The 17,204-nt window shown below is 73.2% G+C and carries 15 protein-coding genes and 1 pseudogene; 11 read left to right on the forward strand and 5 right to left on the reverse strand.

Annotated features, from left to right (window positions below; translation table 11 throughout):
* Positions 1–12: 12 nt before the first annotated feature.
* On the reverse strand, positions 13–2,913 hold the full coding sequence (locus Q0840_RS05950; RefSeq protein WP_298457482.1) for an S-layer homology domain-containing protein: 2,901 nt from the start codon (positions 2,911–2,913) through the stop codon (positions 13–15).
* Positions 2,914–3,231: 318 nt separating this feature from the next.
* Here Q0840_RS05950 and Q0840_RS05955 point away from each other — a divergent pair, with 318 nt between their 5' ends.
* From Q0840_RS05955 to Q0840_RS05965, 3 genes are all read left to right on the forward strand, one after another.
* Positions 3,232–4,017: a 3-ketoacyl-ACP reductase gene (locus tag Q0840_RS05955; RefSeq protein ID WP_298457484.1), complete on the forward strand. Its 786-nt coding sequence runs from the start codon at positions 3,232–3,234 to the stop codon at positions 4,015–4,017.
* Between the two features lie 155 nt (positions 4,018–4,172).
* Entirely contained in the window at positions 4,173–6,239 is a 2,067-nt protein-coding gene (locus Q0840_RS05960; protein ID WP_298457486.1) for an FAD-binding protein, read from the forward strand.
* A 133-nt stretch (positions 6,240–6,372) separates the two neighbouring features.
* Positions 6,373–7,587, forward strand: a complete 1,215-nt coding sequence (locus tag Q0840_RS05965; RefSeq protein WP_298457489.1) for a GDSL-type esterase/lipase family protein — start codon at positions 6,373–6,375, stop codon at positions 7,585–7,587.
* 122 nt (positions 7,588–7,709) lie between these two features.
* On the opposite strand, the gene Q0840_RS05970 is transcribed toward Q0840_RS05965, so the two are convergent.
* The gene (locus Q0840_RS05970; RefSeq protein ID WP_298457490.1) at positions 7,710–8,087 is read right to left on the reverse strand and encodes an RNA-binding S4 domain-containing protein; all 378 of its coding nucleotides are present in this window, start codon (positions 8,085–8,087) and stop codon (positions 7,710–7,712) included.
* A gap of 75 nt (positions 8,088–8,162) precedes the next feature.
* Here Q0840_RS05970 and Q0840_RS05975 point away from each other — a divergent pair, with 75 nt between their 5' ends.
* A complete protein-coding gene (locus Q0840_RS05975) occupies positions 8,163–9,404 on the forward strand; it encodes an amidohydrolase (protein ID WP_298457492.1) in 1,242 nt (413 codons plus the stop codon).
* 78 nt (positions 9,405–9,482) lie between these two features.
* Here Q0840_RS05975 and Q0840_RS05980 read toward each other — a convergent pair whose 3' ends face one another.
* On the reverse strand, positions 9,483–9,860 hold the full coding sequence (locus Q0840_RS05980) for a hypothetical protein (protein WP_298457495.1): 378 nt from the start codon (positions 9,858–9,860) through the stop codon (positions 9,483–9,485).
* A 198-nt stretch (positions 9,861–10,058) separates the two neighbouring features.
* On the opposite strand from Q0840_RS05980, the gene Q0840_RS05985 reads away from it, so the two are divergent.
* The 5 genes and pseudogenes from Q0840_RS05985 (at position 10,059) to Q0840_RS06005 (ending at position 13,905) form a co-directional block, all read left to right on the forward strand.
* Positions 10,059–10,511: a DUF4383 domain-containing protein gene (locus tag Q0840_RS05985; RefSeq protein ID WP_298457498.1), complete on the forward strand. Its 453-nt coding sequence runs from the start codon at positions 10,059–10,061 to the stop codon at positions 10,509–10,511.
* Between the two features lie 203 nt (positions 10,512–10,714).
* A complete protein-coding gene (locus tag Q0840_RS05990) occupies positions 10,715–11,176 on the forward strand; it encodes an SRPBCC family protein (protein ID WP_298457502.1) in 462 nt (153 codons plus the stop codon).
* Positions 11,173–11,904, forward strand: coding sequence for an alpha/beta fold hydrolase (locus Q0840_RS05995; protein WP_298457505.1), 732 nt, complete (start codon positions 11,173–11,175; stop codon positions 11,902–11,904). Before Q0840_RS05990 ends, Q0840_RS05995 begins: the two co-directional genes overlap by 4 nt.
* Positions 11,883–12,686 (forward strand): triacylglycerol lipase, encoded by an 804-nt coding sequence (locus Q0840_RS06000; RefSeq protein ID WP_298457508.1) that lies wholly within the window; start codon positions 11,883–11,885, stop codon positions 12,684–12,686. The genes Q0840_RS05995 and Q0840_RS06000 overlap by 22 nt, the downstream gene beginning before the upstream one ends.
* 338 nt (positions 12,687–13,024) lie before the next feature.
* A pseudogene (locus Q0840_RS06005) lies at positions 13,025–13,905 on the forward strand (manganese catalase family protein).
* Between the two features lie 149 nt (positions 13,906–14,054).
* On the opposite strand, the gene Q0840_RS06010 reads toward Q0840_RS06005, so the two are convergent.
* Complete coding sequence (locus Q0840_RS06010) at positions 14,055–14,777, reverse strand: DUF2231 domain-containing protein (RefSeq protein ID WP_298457511.1); 723 nt, start codon at positions 14,775–14,777, stop codon at positions 14,055–14,057.
* A 79-nt stretch (positions 14,778–14,856) separates the two neighbouring features.
* Complete coding sequence (locus Q0840_RS06015; protein WP_298457514.1) at positions 14,857–15,384, reverse strand: DUF6328 family protein; 528 nt, start codon at positions 15,382–15,384, stop codon at positions 14,857–14,859.
* A 213-nt stretch (positions 15,385–15,597) separates the two neighbouring features.
* On the opposite strand from Q0840_RS06015, the gene Q0840_RS06020 reads away from it, so the two are divergent.
* Complete coding sequence (locus Q0840_RS06020; protein WP_298457516.1) at positions 15,598–16,809, forward strand: zinc-dependent alcohol dehydrogenase; 1,212 nt, start codon at positions 15,598–15,600, stop codon at positions 16,807–16,809.
* The gene (locus Q0840_RS06025; protein ID WP_298457518.1) at positions 16,799–17,203 is read left to right on the forward strand and encodes an STAS domain-containing protein; all 405 of its coding nucleotides are present in this window, start codon (positions 16,799–16,801) and stop codon (positions 17,201–17,203) included. The genes Q0840_RS06020 and Q0840_RS06025 overlap by 11 nt, the downstream gene beginning before the upstream one ends.
* The last annotated feature ends 1 nt before the right edge of the window (position 17,204 follow it).

Below are 17,204 nucleotides of genomic sequence, written 5' to 3' on the forward strand. Positions count from 1 at the left end.
GGGTGGCCGCCGTCAGTCGGTGGCCGCGTCGGCGGCTGAGTCGGTGCGGAACAGGAACTGGTCGAAGCGGTGCAAGAACGCCGCCATGGCCTGCCGGGTCACCGGCCGGGTCACCCCGAACGTCCCGTCCCGGTACCCCTGGGCGATCGTCGCCTGCTCCAACCACGCGATCGCGTCGGCGAACTGCGAGCCGTCCGACACGTCGGTGAACGACGCACCCGACACCGTCACCGGCTCACCGGCCATCCGGTACAGGAACGCCGCCATCGCCTGCCGCGAGACCGGCTGCGTCGGCCCGAACGTGCCATCGGCGTACCCCTGGGTCACCCCCTGCTGCGCCAGCCACTCGATCTCGGTGTAGAACGGGTGATCGGTCGGCACATCGGAGAACGACGGCGTCCCGTCCGGCGTCCAGTCCGCCCCGGCGTACCGGTACAAGAACGCCGCCATCGCCTGCCGGCTCATCGCCGACCCCGGGTAGAAGAACACCTGGTCACCCACCACCGAGCCGTTCGACAGACCCGAGTCCGCCAACCACCGGATCTCCCCGTAGAACGGGTGCCCCGGCGTCACGTCCACGAACACCGGCGACGCTGCGACCGCGGGCAGCGGCACCTGGGACCAGTCCAGGTCGGACGCCAGGTAGAAGCCCGGGTACGCCGGCTGGTTGTAGGTGGTCTGCTGCCGGGCGACCTCCGCCCGGTACTGCAGGTCGTGCATCAGCGTGTACAGCTTGCGGTCGGTCACCTCCGTGGAGAGGTAGACCCGCATGGCGCTGGAGTCGGCCGTGCGCACGAGCAGCTCCTCGCGCCAGTCGCCGACGACGTCCGCGACCAGACTGGGGTTGCCCTTGGTGCCGTTGTTCGTCCGGGTGCCCTCGGCCGTCAGGACGGTCCCGTCCTGCCAGTCGTCGATCGTGACGTCGGCGTCGCCGGAGCCGTTGACGATCTGGGTCGTCATGTCGGCCGCCCACCGGATGCTCTGGTTCGTGCCGGGGGTCGTGTCCGCGACCACCTCGCCGGTCGGCGTGACGATCCCGCTGCCCTCGGTGCCACCGGGCATGCTCGCCCACGCCTCGATCCCGGGGGACTGCGGCAGGACGTCACCGATCATGCCGCGGCCCGTGTCGCGGCCGGAGTACACGCCGAAGATCAGCTCGCCGTCCTCCGCCTGGCGCATCCCCATGCCGAACGGGGCGAACGTGCCACCCTCGTGGACGGTGAAGATCTCCAGACCGGGCCGGTCGGGATCGATGTCGGTGACGTGCATGGCGTCGCCGTGGCCGAGCCGGACCGTCTCACCCGGTGCCGCACTGCCCTCCGGCAGCACGTCGACCGACGAGTACAGCAGGCTGCCGTCGTGGTCGATGGTCGCGGCGCCGTAGACGATCTCGTGGCGCCCGTCACCGTCGACGTCGGCGGCGGACAGCGAGTGGAAGCCCTGGGTCGTGATGGAGCCGAACTCGGGGTCGGTCCCGTCCCGCCCGTGCGGGCTGTCGTTGAACGGGTTGGTCATCGGCACGTGTCCGCTGTCCACCAGGAACTCCTGGGTCAGGCTCTCACCGTCCCAGTGGTAGGCGCCGATGGTGGCCCGGGTGTAGTAGCCCCGCGCGAAGATCGCCGACGGGTGCACGCCGTCCAGGTACGCCACTCCGGACAGGAAGCGGTCGACCCGGTTGCCCGGCTCGATCCGGGACATCGCGTAGTCGCCCCACAGCAGGCCGTCGTCGCCACGGCCCGGCTCGTACGCGACCGTCTCGAGCTCGGCGCCGGTCGCGCCGTCGAACACGCTGAGGTACTCCGGCCCGTCCAGGATGAAGCCCTCGAAGGTCCGCAGGTCGTTGCGCCCGCTGCGGGCGGGGGCGTACACGTCGATGAAGTAGTCCGCCAGGGTCTCGGCGTCCGCCTCGGAGAGCGGGTACGGGTAGGCCGGCTCGATGCCGAAGGCCTCCTCGAGCGTGGCGGGCCAGGTGCCGGCGACCACCTCCGGGTGCTCGCTCCAGCCCATGAACATCTCGACGAGGTGGTCCTGGTAGTCCTCGGCGCTCAGCCGCAGGTCATCCTCGTGCGTGACGCCGGCCGCGATGTCCTCCGGGAGCAGGGTGATGAACTCGCTGGAGGTCACCTCGCCGTCCTCGTACTGCAGGGTCCGGGTCCCGGGGGCGGTCTTGAGCATGATCTCGGCGCGACCGTCGCCGTCGAAGTCGTAGACGAGGAACTGGGTGTAGTGCGCGCCGGCACGGATGTTGACCCCGAGGTCGAGACGGTGCAGCAGGGTGCCGTCCATCTCGTAGGTGTCGAGGTAGACGTTGCCCGTGTAGCCCTTCTGCGAGACGTCCTTGGAGTTGGACGGGTCCCACTTCACGACGAGCTCGTACTCGCCGTCACCGTCGACGTCGCCGACGCTGGTGTCGTTCGCCGAGTAGGTGTAGGACTCCCCGGCCGGCGTCACGCCGTCGGCGGGCTTGGTGAGCGGGACCTCCCAGAACTCCTCGGCGTGCGGGCTGACCGTCGTGCCGTCCCCGACCTCGGTGTCGCCGACGAGCGGCACCACCCGGTACGACGACGTCGCGGTGCCGTCCGCGTCGAGGAGGTTGGTGCTGTCGGTGACGTCGGCGACCCGGACCCCGTCGCGGTAGACCCGGAAGTCGGTGCCCATCAGACCTGAGGCGCCGGCTCCGCTCACCTCACCGGCGAGCAGTCGCCAGCTGAGGAAGACCCCGTCGGGCGTCACGGCCGCGACCAGGCCGCGGTCGAGCTGCTCCAGCTGCGGCACGGCCGGTGTCGCCGGGTCCGGGGCGGCCGAGGCCACCCCCTGCGAGCCGGTGACCAGCAGGGCCGCCGCCACCGTGGAGACGGCGAGCCGGGAGGTGACCGCCCGCGGGGGTGGCGCGGTTCTGTGTGGAAGGTTCATCGTCGAATCCTTCGGTTGGTGCGGCGGCCGCACGTCTGACGGTGAAACGTTTCACACCGCGGCGGCCGCCCGAGGTCCTCGACCGTAATCACCGCGATGACCGCAGTCAATGGAGCGACCCGAGGCGGTCGGTCGGAGCGCGGCCGGCCGGGCCGCGCTTCCGCGGGCGCGCGGAGGCTCCCGACGGGCGGGCCGCACGCCGCTCGGCACCCGGTGCCGGAAAGCGCTTGCCGTCGCCCGGCCTCGCATGCCAGGATCGTCGCGCGGCACGGGCCGCGCGCACGGCTCAGAGACGAACCGACGGAGAGGACGCGACCGATGCCGGCTGTGGCACTGGTGACCGGGGGCAACCGGGGGATCGGACTGGGGATCACCCGCCGGCTGCTGACGGACGGGTTCGCCGTCTCGATCCTGGCCACGCGCGAGGAGCCGACCGACGTGCTCACCGAGCTGCGCGAGCTCGCCGGTTCGCCCGACCGCGTCCGGTACGTGCGCGGCTCGGTGGCGGACCCCGACGACCACGGCCGGTACGTCCAGGACGCCGTCGACGCCTGGGGACGGCTCGACGTGCTGGTCAACAACGCCGGCGTCGGCCCGACCGTGCGCGACGACATCCTCGACGCCGGGACCGAGAGCTTCGACCGGGTGCTCGGCATCAACCTGCGCGGTCCGTACTTCCTCACCCAGGCGTTCGCCCGCGCGGTGCTCGACCTGCGAGGTGACCTGCCCGAGCGGCTCGAGCGCCCCGTCGCGACCATCGTCAACGTGTCGTCCATCTCGGCGACGACCGTGTCGACCAACCGCGGGGACTACTGCATCTCCAAGGCCGGCGTGGCGATGGCGACGCAGCTGTGGGCCGCCCGCCTCGCGCCCGAGGGCGTCGTCGTCTACGAGGTCCGGCCGGGGGTGATCGCGACCGACATGACCGCCGGCGTGACGCAGAAGTACGACGAGCTGCTCGCGAACGGGCTGGCGCCCATGCCTCGGTGGGGCACACCGGCCGACGTCGGCGGTGCGGTCGGGATGCTCGTCCGGGGGGACGCGCCGTACTCGACCGGGGAGGTCTTCCACGTCGACGGTGGGATGCACATCGCCCGGCTGTAGACCGGTCGGGTCGCCGGTGGCTGCCGGCCGGCGACGCTCGTCCGCAGCGCGGGTCCGCACCACCCGTCGACAGCGCCGGCCGGTGCCGCACGCCGTCGTCCGGCACGACCCCAGCCCCACCCTGCTCGCACAGAGGCCGCACCACAGGAGGAACGATGAGCCCGCACGACCCCCAGACGCTGCGCGTCGCCGGCCGGCCGGTGCCGGTGGTGACCGCCAACACCGTCGTGGTCGGCACCGGTTCGGCGGGCTTCTGCGCCGCGGACCGGCTCTTCGAGTTCGGCCAGTCGGACATCGTCATGGTCACCGACAAGGTGGGCGCCGGGGCGTCGCGCAACGCGGGCTCGGACAAGCAGACCTACTACAAGATGACCCTCTCCGGGGACGACGGCGACTCCGTCCGGGAGATGGCGCAGACGCTGTTCTCGGGCGGCGCGATGGACGGTGACAACGCGCTGTGCGAGGCGGCGCTGTCGGCGCGCGGCTTCCTGCGGCTGTGCGAGCTCGGCGTGCCGTTCCCGCAGAACCGGTACGGGGAGTTCATCGGCTACAAGACCGACCACGACCCGCGCCGGCGGGCGACGTCGGTCGGGCCGTACACGTCCCGCTCCATGGTCGAGCAGCTGGAGAAGAAGGTGGCCCGCAACGGCACCCGGATCTTCGACAACTGCCGGATCGTGGACCTGGTCGTGGTCGACGGCGAGGTGGCCGGGCTGCTGGTGCTGCGCACCGACGTCAAGGCCGACCCCGACGACCCGGACGGCGAGAGCCCGTTCGCGCTGTTCCGCTGCACCAACATCGTCTACGCGACCGGCGGACCGGCCGGGCTGTACGCGACCCGGGTGTTCCCGAACGGTCAGTGGGGGGCGTCCGGCGCGGCGTACCGCGCCGGGGTGCACGGCAAGAACGTGACCGAGTGGCAGTTCGGCCTGGCGTCGGTCCGTCCGCGGTGGAACGTGTCCGGCACGTACATGCAGGTGCTGCCGCGGTTCGTGTCCACCGACGCCGAGGGCGGGGACGAGCGCGAGTTCCTCACCGAGGGCATCGGCGACTACGGCCGCCAGCTGTCGATGACCTTCCTCAAGGGCTACCAGTGGCCCTTCGACGTGCGTAAGGCGGTCGACGGCTCGTCGCTGATCGACCTGCTCGTCTACCGCGAGACGGTGCTGCGCGGGCGACGGGTGTTCCTGGACTTCCGCAGCAACCCGATGCGGGCGGAGCTCGACCCGAGCGCGCTGTCACCCGAGGCGCACGCCTACCTGGAGCGCGCGGACGTGCTGTTCGGCACGCCGATCGAGCGGCTGAAGAAGATGAACCTGCCCGCGTACAGGTTCTACCTGGAGAAGAACCCGACCGTGGATCTCGCGACGGAGATGCTCGAGGTCGACGTGTGCGCCCAGCACAACAACGGCGGCCTGGTGGTGGACGCGTGGTGGCAGTCCAACGTCGCGGGGTTCTTCCCCGTCGGTGAGGCCGGCGGCGCGCACGGGGTGTACCGCCCCGGCGGTGCTGCGCTGAACAGCGGGCAGGTCGGAGCCACGCGGGCGGCGCAGTTCATCGCGGTGCAGCGCGTCACCGAGCCGCTGCCGGTCGACGCGTTCGTGGCGGCGGCCGAACCCGTGCTCGCCGGTGCGCTGGACCTCGTCGAGCGGGCGACCGCGCGGGCCGAGGCGGGGCAGCCGGACAACACCGGGGACCTGCTGCGCGACGTCGGCGAGCTGATGAGCGCCAAGGCCGGGCCGGTGCGGTCGGCGCGGTCGATCCACGAGGCGCTGGTGCAGGTGCACGACTGGCTCGCGCGCTACGACGACCTGGTGACCGCGGACGCGGCCTCGCGGCGCGCGGTCGACCGCACCTTCCTGGTCCGCGACATCCTCACCACCGCGTACGTGTACCTGTCGGCGATGGCGGACTACGTCGCGCACGGTGGCCGGTCCCGCGGCTCGGTGCTCTACACCGACCCCGACGGGGCCCTCCCGGTCGTGGGCCACGGGCCCGACCCCGACGCCGAGCTGGATCTGCCTGAGCTGTTCCGGTTCTCGCTCGACGGCGGCGCCCTCGACGGCGAGGTGCAGGAGGCCGCATGGGCACCGGCCGCAGCCGGGGAGGACCCCGCCGGACGCGCCGAGTTCGTCTGGCGTCCGGTGCGGCCCATCCCGGAGGACGACGACTTCTTCGAGAACGTCTGGCGGGAGTACCGCGAGCACCGCAACGTCTACTGAGCCGGTGCCGAGCAGCATCACCGGCGGTGGGCCGCGGTCGACGTCGGCGGCCGTCGGTCGGGCCGCCGGCCGGACCGCCGCCAGGGCCGACCCGAGCCGTCCCGAGCGGACCGACCTGAGCAGGAGTGAGCGCATGACGCAGTGGGTGAGCACGCCGGTCGTCGGCGGACCGGTCCGCGTGCTGGGAGCCGTGGAGGTCGAGCAGACCGACGCCGGCGTCGTCCTGCACCGGCTGCCGGCCCCGTCCCGGGCGCAGCTGCCCGACGCGTTCGTGCGCATGTGCGAGGAGCAGCCGTCCGGGGTGCGGCTGACCCTGCGGACGCCGGCACGTCATCTCGAGCTGGACGTCCGGGCGACCCGGACCCGGATCGTGGGACATCCCGTCCCGCCCGCGGGGGCGTACGAGCTGGTCGTCGACGGGGGCGAGGTCCTGCGCGGCACGGCCGAGGAGCACGGGGTGCTCGACCTCGACCCGGGCGCCGGCACGACGTCGGGCGGGACCGGGCCGGTCACGGCGGTCGTGTTCCCCGAGCTGCCGCCCGGCGACAAGGACCTGGAGATCTGGCTGCCGTACGGCGAGCTGACGCGTGTGGTCGCCGTGCGGACGGACGGCCCGGTGTCCCGCGCGACGGGCTCCGGCGGCCGGCCGCGGTGGGTCCACCACGGCAGCTCGATCAGCCAGGGCGCATCCGCCGACGCCCCGACCGGCATCTGGCCCGTGGTGGCGGCGCGTCGCGCCGGCGTGGACCTGCTGAACCTCGGCTTCTCGGGCAACGCGGTGCTCGACCCGTTCACCGCGCGCGCCATCCGCGACCAGCCCGCCAATCTGATCACGCTCAAGCTGGGCATCAACGTGGTGAACCACGACTGCTTCCGCCGCCGCACCTTCGCGCCGGCGGTCGACGGGTTCCTCGACACGATCCGCGAGGGGCACCCGACGACGCCGATCGTGGTCATCTCGCCGATCCTGTGCCCGATGGTCGAGGACCGGCCGGGACCGACCTCCATCGACCCGGCGTCGCCGCCGGACGCACCCGTGTTCCGCACGAGCGGGCGACCGGAGGAGGTCGCCGAGGGCAAGCTCAGCCTCGGCGCCATCCGCACGATCCTGGCCGACGTCGTCGCGCGCCGGGGCGTGGACGACGCGTACCTGACGTACCTCGACGGGCGCGAGCTGTTCGGCACGGCGCAGTGGGACGCGATGCCGATGCCGGACCTGCTGCACCCCGACGCCGCCGGGCACCGCCACATGGGCGAGCGCTTCGCCGACCTGCTACCGACGCTCGTGCCGGCGTTGCAGCGCGCCGGCGCGGTCCGGGGGAGCGGGGCGGTGGCTGCCGGCGCCTGATACGGCGGCTCGCCGCTCCTGCTGGAGGCCGACCGACCGGGCGGAGCGGGGTCTGCCCCGGCCGGTCGCCGGGTCCGGGCCGTGCCTGGTCGGTGCCCGGTCAGTGCCCGGTCGGTGCCCGGTCAGTGCCCGCGCAGCTGCTGGATCTGCCGACGCTCCCGCTTGGTCGGCCGCCCGGCTCCGCGGTCGCGCACCGCGCCGCCCGGCACCTCGACGGGGGGTGGCGGCGGTGGCGTCCGGTCGACGAGACACTCCGTCGCGACACCCGCGCCCACGCGCTTCTCGATGATCCGCGCGACCTCGACGACACGCTCGACACCCTCGCTGCGGACGCGCACCTCGTCGCCCACCCGCACCGGCGTGGCCGGCTTGGCGCGGTCACCGTTGACCCGGATGTGGCCGGCCCGGCATGCCGCCGCGGCGAGCGCCCGGGTCCGCGTCAGCCGCACGGCCCAGACCCAGCGGTCGACCCGCGTCGAGGCGGGGAGCTCCGTCGTCACCCGACGACCCTACGGCGGCGTCGCCCGGCCGCCGTCGGTCGTGCCCCCGTGGCGACCCCGCCGTACGGTGGCGACATGACCTATCGCCCTGCCTCTGCCCCGTCCGTCGTCGCCGTCACCGGCGGCTACGTCGTCCCGGTCACCTCCGCGCCGATCGACGGCGGGACCGTCTTGATCGAGGACGGGCGCATCACCGCCGTCGGCGCCGACGTGGCCGTGCCCGACGGCGCGACCGTGGTCGACGCCACCGGCCGCTGGGTGCTTCCCGGCTTCGTGGAGGCGCACGGGCACGTCGGCATCCACGAGGAGGGCGAGGGTGTCGCCGGCAACGACACGAACGAGATGACCCAGCCCAACACCGCGGCGGTGCGCGCGATCGACGCCATCAACATCGACGACGAGGGCTTCCGCGACGCGCTGGAGGGCGGCGTGACGTCGATCGTGGTGAAGCCCGGGTCGGGCAACCCGATCGGGGGGCAGAGCGTCGCGATCAAGTCGTGGGGCGGGCGCACCATCGACGAGCAGGTGATCAGCGACGCGGTGAGCGTCAAGTCGGCGCTGGGGGAGAACCCCAAGCGCGTGTACGCCGAGAAGAAGCAGCTCCCGTCCACCCGGCTCGGCACCGCGTTCATCATCCGCGAGGCCTTCACCAAGGCGCAGCACTACCGCGAGGCCCGTGCCGCCGGCCTGCGCAAGGGGGAGCCGTTCGCACCCGACCTCACGATGGAGGTCCTTGCCCGGGTGCTCGACGGCGAGCTGGTGTGGGACCAGCACACCCACCGCCACGACGACATCGCGACCGCGGTGCGGCTCGCCGACGAGTTCGGGTACCGGCTGGTCATCAACCACGGCACCGAGGCTCACAAGATCGCCGACGTCCTCGCCGAGCGCGACATCCCGGTCATCTTCGGCCCGATGTTCACCAGCCGTTCCAAGGTCGAGCTGCGCGACCGGGCCATCGGCCACCTGGCCACCATCGCGGCCGCCGGCGTCCGGGTCGCCATCACGACCGATCACCCCGTCGTGCCGATCAACTTCCTCGTGCACCAGGCGACGCTCGCCGTGAAGGAGGGGCTCCCGCGCGACACCGCGCTCGAGGCCCTCACGGTCAACCCCGCGACGTTCCTCGGGCTCGACGACCGCGTGGGCTCGCTCCAGCCCGGACGCGACGGCGACGTCGTCGTGTGGTCCGGCGACCCGCTGGACGTCCACTCCCGCGCCGAGCTCGTCCTGATCGACGGCGTCCCGGTCTACTCCTGGGACGACGAGGCGTCGTCCGGACGCGTCGTCGAGCGCGGGGAGCGCTTCACCGCCTGACCTGGCGGCCAGCGGAGCCGGCCCGTGGGCGTGGAGGAGCCCTGGTCGGCGCGGGACGCACCCGCGCCGACCGACGCGCTACTGCCCGTCGAGGTCGACGTCGTCCGGGTCGAAGCCCACCACCTGGCACGCCTCGAGCAGCTCGTCGAGATCGACGGAGTACACCCGGTCGTCCTCCGCGCCGACGAACTCCAGATCCCCGGCGTCGACCGGCGGGCTGACCACCTCGCGGATGTCGGCGGACTGCGACGACGCGGCAGCCGCCGCGATGCTGCCGATCGACTCGTCGAGCTCGTCACCGGCATCGAGCAGCTGCGCGGCCACGGCGTCGCGGCACGCGGTGTAGCCGATCGGGTCGTCCTGCCGGAAGTCGAACGACGACCCGCCGCAGCCGGCCAGAAGGCCGGCGGCGAGCACGCCGGTGATCATCGCGAGGGGGCGTCGGGTGCGGGTCATGGCCCCTAGTCAACGCTGAGCCGACCGCCGGCGCGACTCGTCACGCGAGCCGGCGGCAGCACGTCACCCAGCCTGACCTGCGTCTCGAGATGCGCCACCGGCGCGCCTGCGGAACCTTGTCCCTGACATCGAGCGGCGGTGACCGACCTCCCGGGCAGGGACCGGTGCACACCGCCGCCCAGACACTCGGAGGACACCATGGCTCACCCCACCAACGCGGGCGTCGGCGCCGGCACGACCGACCACGGTCGCGGCACCCACCAGTGGCTCGCGCTCATCATCGGAGCCGTCTACCTGCTCGTCGGCATCGCCGGCTTCTTCGTCACCGGCTTCGACGGCTTCACCGAGCACGACCACGACGAGACGCTGCTCGGCTTCGCGGTCAACCCGCTGCACAACATCGTCCACATCCTCATCGGCGTCCTCGGCCTGGCGATGTGGACGAGGGACGCCAGCGCGCGCACGTTCGGCTGGATCCTGTTCGTCGTGTACGGCGCGACGTTCGTCTACGGCCTGATCGTCCAGGGCAACGAGGACGCCAACATCCTCAACATCAACGGCGCCGACAACGTGCTGCACATCGTGAGCGCGATCGCCGGTCTGGTGATCGCCCTGTGGCCGCGCAAGGACCGGACCCGCACCGCGCGCTGATCCTCGCCCGCGGCTGCCGTGCGCGGCGCTCGCGTGCAGACCCGCGCCGCTGACGCTGGTCCGGGGTACCCGCCGCACCCCACCTCCGCCCGGGACTCGGGGTCACGAGTCCCGGGCGGACGTGCGTCCGCACCGCTCGTCGCCGGGCGGCGGTGTCCGTCGCCCCGGTTGCCGGTCGGCGGCCACCGCGTAGTTTTCTCGCCATGGCGGTCGTCGAGAAGCACATGCGGTGTCCCGCGGAGTCGGTGGTGGAGATCCTCCGCGACGGCTGGTCCTACGCGGCCTGGGTCGTGGGGGCCTCGCGCATCCGTTCCGTCGACGCCCGGTGGCCCGCGCCCGGGTCGACCATCCACCACTCGGCCGGGGCGTGGCCGCTCGTCATCAACGACAAGACTGTCGCGCGTCGGTGGGACGGCGAGAGCCGCCTGGAGCTCCAGGCCCGCGGGTGGCCGCTCGGCGAGGCACGGATCCGGATCGAGGTCGTGCCCGACCCCCACGGCGGCTGCACCGTGACGATGACGGAGGACGCCGTGCGTGGCCCCGGCACCCTGGTGCCGCGGCCCCTGCGCACGCTGCTGCTCGTGCCGCGCAACCGCGAGACGCTGGACCGCCTCGCGCTGCTCGCCGAGGGCCGCGGACTCGCGACCGGCTCGTCGGCCGCGTGACGCCGGGGACGACCTCGGCCGGCGGGTACCGGCTGGCGATCACCCAGGCCGGCACCCCCGGCGCACCGGCGTTCGTCCTGGTGCACGGCATCGGCATGTCGTCGCGGTACTTCCGGCCGCTGGTCGAGGCGCTGCAGGACGACAGCCATGTGGTCGCGCTGGACCTGCCGGGCTTCGGCGCGAGCGAGCGCCCGCGCCGGGCGCTCGGCATCGGGGAGCACGCCGACGTCGTCGCCGCGCTGATCGAGCGGCTGGACCTGTCCGGCGCCGTCCTGGTCGGGCACTCCATGGGCTGCCAGGTGGTGACCGAGGTCCTCGCGCGTCGTCCCGGCCTGGCCGCCGGTGCGGTGCTGATCGGCCCGGTGGTGGACGACGACGCCCGCAGCACGGCCCGACAGGCGCTGCGGCTGCTGCGCGACGGGCGGCACGAGCCGCTGCGCGTCAACGCCACCATCACCGGCGACTACGTGCGCGCCGGACCTCGGCGCTACGCCGCCACCGTCCCGCACATGATGGGCTACCGCATCCACGAGCGGATCCAGCACGTCACCGAGCCCGTCGTCGTGGTGCGCGGCGAGCACGACCCCATCGCACCCACGGGGTGGGTGCAGCGGCTCGCGGCCGCGGCGCCCCGGTCCGCCGTCGCCGAGGTCCCGGACGCCGGCCACGTCGCGATGTACACCCGTCCCGAGCTGGTGAGCCGCCTGTGCCACGGCGTGACCTGCTGACCCGCGCCGCCACGGCGCGCACCGCACTGGCCGCCGCTGCGTCCACCCGGGCCGGCGGCCCGCGTCGCCGGTCGACGCGGCTCGCCGGCGTCGCGCGCCGGGCGGTGTGGTGGCTGCTGGACTACGCCTACGTCGCCGTCTGGCAGACCGTCGGCTTCCTGCGCCCCGGCGGGGCGGACCGCTTCGTGGACGCGCCGGACGGGCGCGGGCCCACCGTGGTGCTGATCCCCGGCGTCTACGAGCCGTGGCAGTTCATGCGGCCTCTGGCTGCGCTGCTGCACCGGAACGGCCACCCCGTCCACGTGGTGCCGACGCTCGGCTACAACCGGGGCGCCGTCCCGGAGATGGCGCGGCTCGTGGCGCAGCGGATCGAGGAGCGCGACCTGCGCGACGTCGTCCTGGTCTGCCACAGCAAGGGCGGCCTCATCGGCAAGTACGCGATGCTCCACCACGACCCCGACGGCCGGATCCTGGCGATGGCGGCGATCAACACGCCGTTCGGCGGCTCGCCGTACGCGCGGTGGATCCCGGTGGAGGCCATCCGGGCCTTCGTCCCCACCGACGCCGTGCTCGCCGCCCTCACCGCGGACCGGGTCACCAACGCGCGGATCACGTCGATCTCCGGCCCGTTCGACCCGCACATCCCCGGCGGGAGCGACCTCGAGGGGGCGACCAACGTGCACCTGCGGACGCCGGGGCACTTCCGCATCCTCAGCGACCGTCAGCTGGCGCCGACGGTCCTGGCGGTCCTCGAGCAGGCCCGCACGGCGGCGGCCGGCTGACCCGCCTTCGGGGCGGGCCGGCCGGCCTGGCGGCTCGGCGGCCGGCCGGCTGTGCCGGCGTGGCGGCTCTCCGGCTGACGGCCGGCCGGTTCCCCGGCTGTGCGGCCTCCCGGCCGACCGAGTCCCTCGCGGCACCCAGATCCTCGGGGAGCGACCGATGAGTGCGCGGTCGTGTGCACCCCGCCTGCGCGAACCCGGGAGGTCCGCGCGACCGGCGCACGACCTCCCCACCGGTTGCCGCCCCCTGACCACTCAGGTAGGCCTAACCGGTAGCGGTGAGGCAGACGCCTCGCCGCAGGACCGTGGGGCCCGTGGCCCCGGACGGGAGTGGGTCGTCGATGTTCTTCCACCGCCAGGAGCTCCAGCACCGCGCCAAGCCCGACAAGCCCGACGCCGTCTACGCCCGCAAGCTCCAGGAGGTCCTGGGCGGTCAGTACGGCGAGATCACCGTCGCCATGCAGTACGGCTTCCAGTCGTGGAACGCCCACCTGCCCGGCAAGTACCGCGACCTGCTCTTCGGGATCGGTGCGGAGGAGATGGGCCACGTCGAGATGCTCGCGACGATGATCGCGCAGCTGCTCGAGAAGGCCCCTCTCGGCATCACCGAGGACGCCGTCCAGAACGACCCGACCGTGGCCGCCGTCATCGGCGGGACCGACCTCCAGCACGCCATCGTCGCCGGCGCCGGGGCGCGCCCGGTCGACTCGATGGGCAACCCGTGGAGCGGCAGCTACGTGACCGCGAGCGGCAACATGCTGGCCGACTTCACGGCCAACGCCAACGCCGAGATGCAGGGCCGCCTCCAGGTCGCCCGCCTCTACCACATGACCGACGACGCCGGGGTGCGTGACCTGCTCTCGTTCCTGCTCGCGCGCGACACCATGCACCAGAACCAGTGGATCGCGGCCGCCGCGGAGCTGCGCGAGGAGGGGTACGAGGAGCTGCCCGTCCCGAGCAACTTCCCCCTCGGCAAGGAGGACCGCAGCGTGTCGTACCAGTACATCAACTTCTCCGACGGCCAGGCCGCGTCCGAGGGCAGCTGGGCCTCGGGACCCGCGCCGGACGGCAAGGGCGAGTTCAGCTACCTGGCCGAGCCCCCGGCCGGCTCACCATGCCGCCGCCCACCCGGCCGGACGCCCGCCTCTACGGCACCACCGACGTCCCCAACACGGTCGAGAAGGTGGCCGGCACGCTGCAGGACAAGCTCCACCGCGAGTAGCCCGCACACGCCTGACAGGCTGGACGGGCCGGGCAGGCACCGCGAACGGCCTCGGGGCCGGTACGTCCTCGACGTACCGGCCCCGAGCCGTCTCCAGCGCCCCGAGCGCCGGTCGCGCCGGGCGCGGTCGGCCGGGCGTCGCCCCGCGGTCAGATGGCGGTGGTCGGGTCCGTACCCTCGTCGCGGTGACGCCCGCCGGTGGCCGCGTCCGGGGCAGGCCCGGCCCCGCCCACCCGGAAGTCGCCCGGCTCGGCCGCACCGTCGCCGCCGAGCGGGACCTGCGCGACGAAGGCCTCGTCCCGGGTGCCGACCTTGCGCGCCACGGACAGGTGCGCACCGAGGAAGCCGCTGACGCCGATGACGCTCAGGCCCGCCAGGCTGGTCAGCACGCCGACCCCGTGCCGTCCCCGGCGCCGCGCCCGGTAGGACATCACGTACAGACCCAGGCCCACGGTGTTGGACGCGGCATGCACCAGTCCCACCCGGCGTGCCGGCTGGTCGCTGGTCGCGGCCCACTCGGCCAGCCCCGTGACCGCCGTCGGGACTGCCGCCAGGATGCCGGTGCCGATCAGGCGCGTCGCCGCCGGACGGCTGCGCTTGCCGCCGATGAAGTCCAGCAGGAACGCGCTCGACCAGGTCCCGATCGGCACGTCCGTCAGCAGGGGGTGCAGCGCGTGGCCCATCGCCTTGCCGTGCAGCAGGTCTCGGACGGTGGGGTCCTTGACCAGCGCGGCGGCGGCGGGCGCGAGGCGGTCCACCCACGGGTCGAGCGCCTCGGCGTGCTCGACGCGCAGCACGGCGTCGACCATCACGGGGTTCGGCTCGCCGGCGCGCGAGGTGGGGGTGGGGTCGGGGGTGCCGTGCACGGCCATGCGGTCCTCCTGGGGATGGGCGTCGACGGGCGGCGTCGGATCGCGTCCAGCATGGTCCGTCGGGGCCGCCCGCGCACGGTCACGCGTCGGGCTGGTGCCCGTCCGTCCGGGCCCGGTGCGTCAGCCGCAGCGGGAGCAGGATCCACGCGACCGCGAGCAGCGCCAGGATCGTCGCGCCGACCACGCGCCCGGCCGTGCGGTCGACGACGACGTCGAACACGAGCATCGCCGCACCCGCCAGGGTCAGGGCGAGGAAGACCAGACCGCCGCGCGCGAGCGCGTCGGCGGCGTCGACCAGCTCGGCCTTGAGGTGCTTGCGGAACATGATCCGGTGCAGGCTCACCGGCGCGACGATCAACCCCGTGCTGGTGATCGCGAGCACGACCAGGACCAGGTACAGCCCCTTCTGGTAGGGGTCGAGATCGGCGAAGCGGCCCTGGAACGGGATGGTGAGCAGGAACCCGGTGAGGATCTGCACGCCGGTCTGCGTGACGCGCAGCTCCTGGAGCAGCTCGTCCCAGTTGCGGTCCAGGCGCTCGGTCGGTGTCTCGTTGCGGTCGCCGGGGGGCCGGTCGACGTCACCGGTCGGGCGTGCTCGTCGAATCATCGCCGTATCGTCGCGCGCCCGTCGCCGCACGGCGAGGTGCCCGGCGCGTCAGGGGCGCTTGCGGCGTGGCGGCGTGCAGATGCGCGCGGGCCCTCCGGGTGCGAGCGTGGGGCCAGACCTGACACGGGTCGATGAGACACCCCGGCAGACGCACCACCGGGCAGACGCGACATGGGGTCGCGACCTGCGGACCGCACCACGAAGGGGAACGCGATGAAGGCACTGACCTGGCAGGGCACGGAGAAGGTCGCCGTCGAGGACGTGGCCGACCCGCGGATCCAGGAGCCGACCGACGCCGTCATCCGGGTCACCTCCACCGCCATCTGCGGGTCCGACCTGCACCTGTACTCCACGCTCGGCATGTTCCTGGACAAGGGCGACGTGCTCGGCCACGAGTCGATGGGCGTGGTCGAGGAGGTCGGGCCGGGCGTCACCCAGCTCAAGGCCGGTGACCGCGTCGTCATCCCGTTCGGCATCGCCTGCGGCACCTGCTTCATGTGCACACGGGGCCTGTACGGCCAGTGCGAGACCACCCAGGTCCGCGAGCAGGACAAGGGCGCCGCGCTGTTCGGCTACACCAAGCTCTACGGGCAGGTTCCCGGTGGGCAGGCCCAGTACCTGCGCGTCCCGCAGGCGCAGTTCGGCCCGGTCGTGGTGCCGGACGACGGCCAGCCCGACGAGCGCTACCTCTACCTGTCCGACGTGCTGCCCACCGCCTGGCAGGCCGTCGAGTTCGCCGACATCCCGGCCGGCGGCTCCGTCGCGGTGATCGGCCTGGGACCGATCGGGCAGATGGCGGCCCGCATCGCCGCGCACCGCGGCGCCGCCAAGGTCATCGGCGTCGACCTCGTCCCCGAGCGCCTGGAGATGGCCCGCCGGCACGGGATCGACGTCATCGACCTGCGTGAGGTCGACGACGTGTCCGCCGCCGTGCGGGACCTCACCGACGGCCGCGGCGCGGACGCCACGATCGAGGCCGTGGGCATGGAGGCGCACGGGTCGCCGGTCGCGAGCGTGGCCCAGAAGGCGGCCGGCCTGCTCCCGGACGCGCTGGCGCGCAAGGCGATCGAGAAGGCCGCCGTCGACCGGCTGGCCGCGCTGGAGGCCGCGATCGCCGCCGTGCGACGCGGGGGCACGGTGTCCATCGTCGGGGTCTACGGCGGCGCGACCGACCCGATGCCGATGATGCAGATGTTCGACAAGGGCCTGACGCTGCGGATGGGTCAGGCGCACGTCAAGCGCTGGACGGACACGATCCTGCCGCTGCTGACCGACCCGTCCGACCCGCTGTCCGTGCTGGACCTGCGCACCCACCGGCTGCCGCTGGAGCAGGCACCGGGCGCCTACGAGATGTTCCAGAAGAAGACCGACGGGTGCATCAAGGTGGTGCTCGACCCGTTCGCCGCGAGCAGTGATGGCAGCTGACACCCGCCCGGGCCGGTCGGCCGCGTCCTGGTACGACGCCGCGGCCGACCGCGCCCCGGACCCGCACGGCGGCGTCGAGATCCGGACCGCCGACGGCGTCACGGTCGTCCGGTTCTGGGGGTCGGTCGACCTCGCCGTCCGGGCGACCGGCACCGACGGGCTCGGCGACCTGCGCGGGGACAGCGGGCCGATGACCGTCGACTGCCGCGACGTGGTCTTCATGGACTCCACGGGCCTGTCGGTCCTGGTCCGACTCGTGCGCGACGCGGTCGCGGACGGACGCGCGGTGACGTTCCTCGGGGCGGGGCAGCAGGTCCTGGAGCTGCTGCGCACGACGGGCGTCGACCTGTGGATGTCCAAGCTCGGCGTCGACGGCGTGCCCACCGGGAGCTGAC

This window comes from uncultured Cellulomonas sp., from assembly GCF_947494015.1.
In the GTDB taxonomy this organism is placed as follows: domain Bacteria; phylum Actinomycetota; class Actinomycetes; order Actinomycetales; family Cellulomonadaceae; genus Pengzhenrongella.

Bases quoted from the DNA above. Each gene is read 5' to 3' on its own strand.
- Q0840_RS05950 (WP_298457482.1), bottom strand. From the start codon at position 2,913: ATGAACCTTCCACACAGAACCGCGCCACCCCCGCGGGCGGTCACCTCC.
- Q0840_RS06015 (WP_298457514.1), bottom strand. From the start codon at position 15,384: ATGATTCGACGAGCACGCCCGACCGGTGACGTCGACCGGCCCCCCGGC.
- Q0840_RS05965 (WP_298457489.1), top strand. From the start codon at position 6,373: ATGACGCAGTGGGTGAGCACGCCGGTCGTCGGCGGACCGGTCCGCGTG.
- Q0840_RS05990 (WP_298457502.1), top strand. From the start codon at position 10,715: ATGGCGGTCGTCGAGAAGCACATGCGGTGTCCCGCGGAGTCGGTGGTG.
- Q0840_RS05960 (WP_298457486.1), top strand. From the start codon at position 4,173: ATGAGCCCGCACGACCCCCAGACGCTGCGCGTCGCCGGCCGGCCGGTG.
- Q0840_RS05985 (WP_298457498.1), top strand. From the start codon at position 10,059: ATGGCTCACCCCACCAACGCGGGCGTCGGCGCCGGCACGACCGACCAC.
- Q0840_RS05955 (WP_298457484.1), top strand. From the start codon at position 3,232: ATGCCGGCTGTGGCACTGGTGACCGGGGGCAACCGGGGGATCGGACTG.
- Q0840_RS06020 (WP_298457516.1), top strand. From the start codon at position 15,598: ATGAAGGCACTGACCTGGCAGGGCACGGAGAAGGTCGCCGTCGAGGAC.
- Q0840_RS06025 (WP_298457518.1), top strand. From the start codon at position 16,799: ATGGCAGCTGACACCCGCCCGGGCCGGTCGGCCGCGTCCTGGTACGAC.
- Q0840_RS06010 (WP_298457511.1), bottom strand. From the start codon at position 14,777: ATGGCCGTGCACGGCACCCCCGACCCCACCCCCACCTCGCGCGCCGGC.
- Q0840_RS05980 (WP_298457495.1), bottom strand. From the start codon at position 9,860: ATGACCCGCACCCGACGCCCCCTCGCGATGATCACCGGCGTGCTCGCC.
- Q0840_RS05975 (WP_298457492.1), top strand. From the start codon at position 8,163: ATGACCTATCGCCCTGCCTCTGCCCCGTCCGTCGTCGCCGTCACCGGC.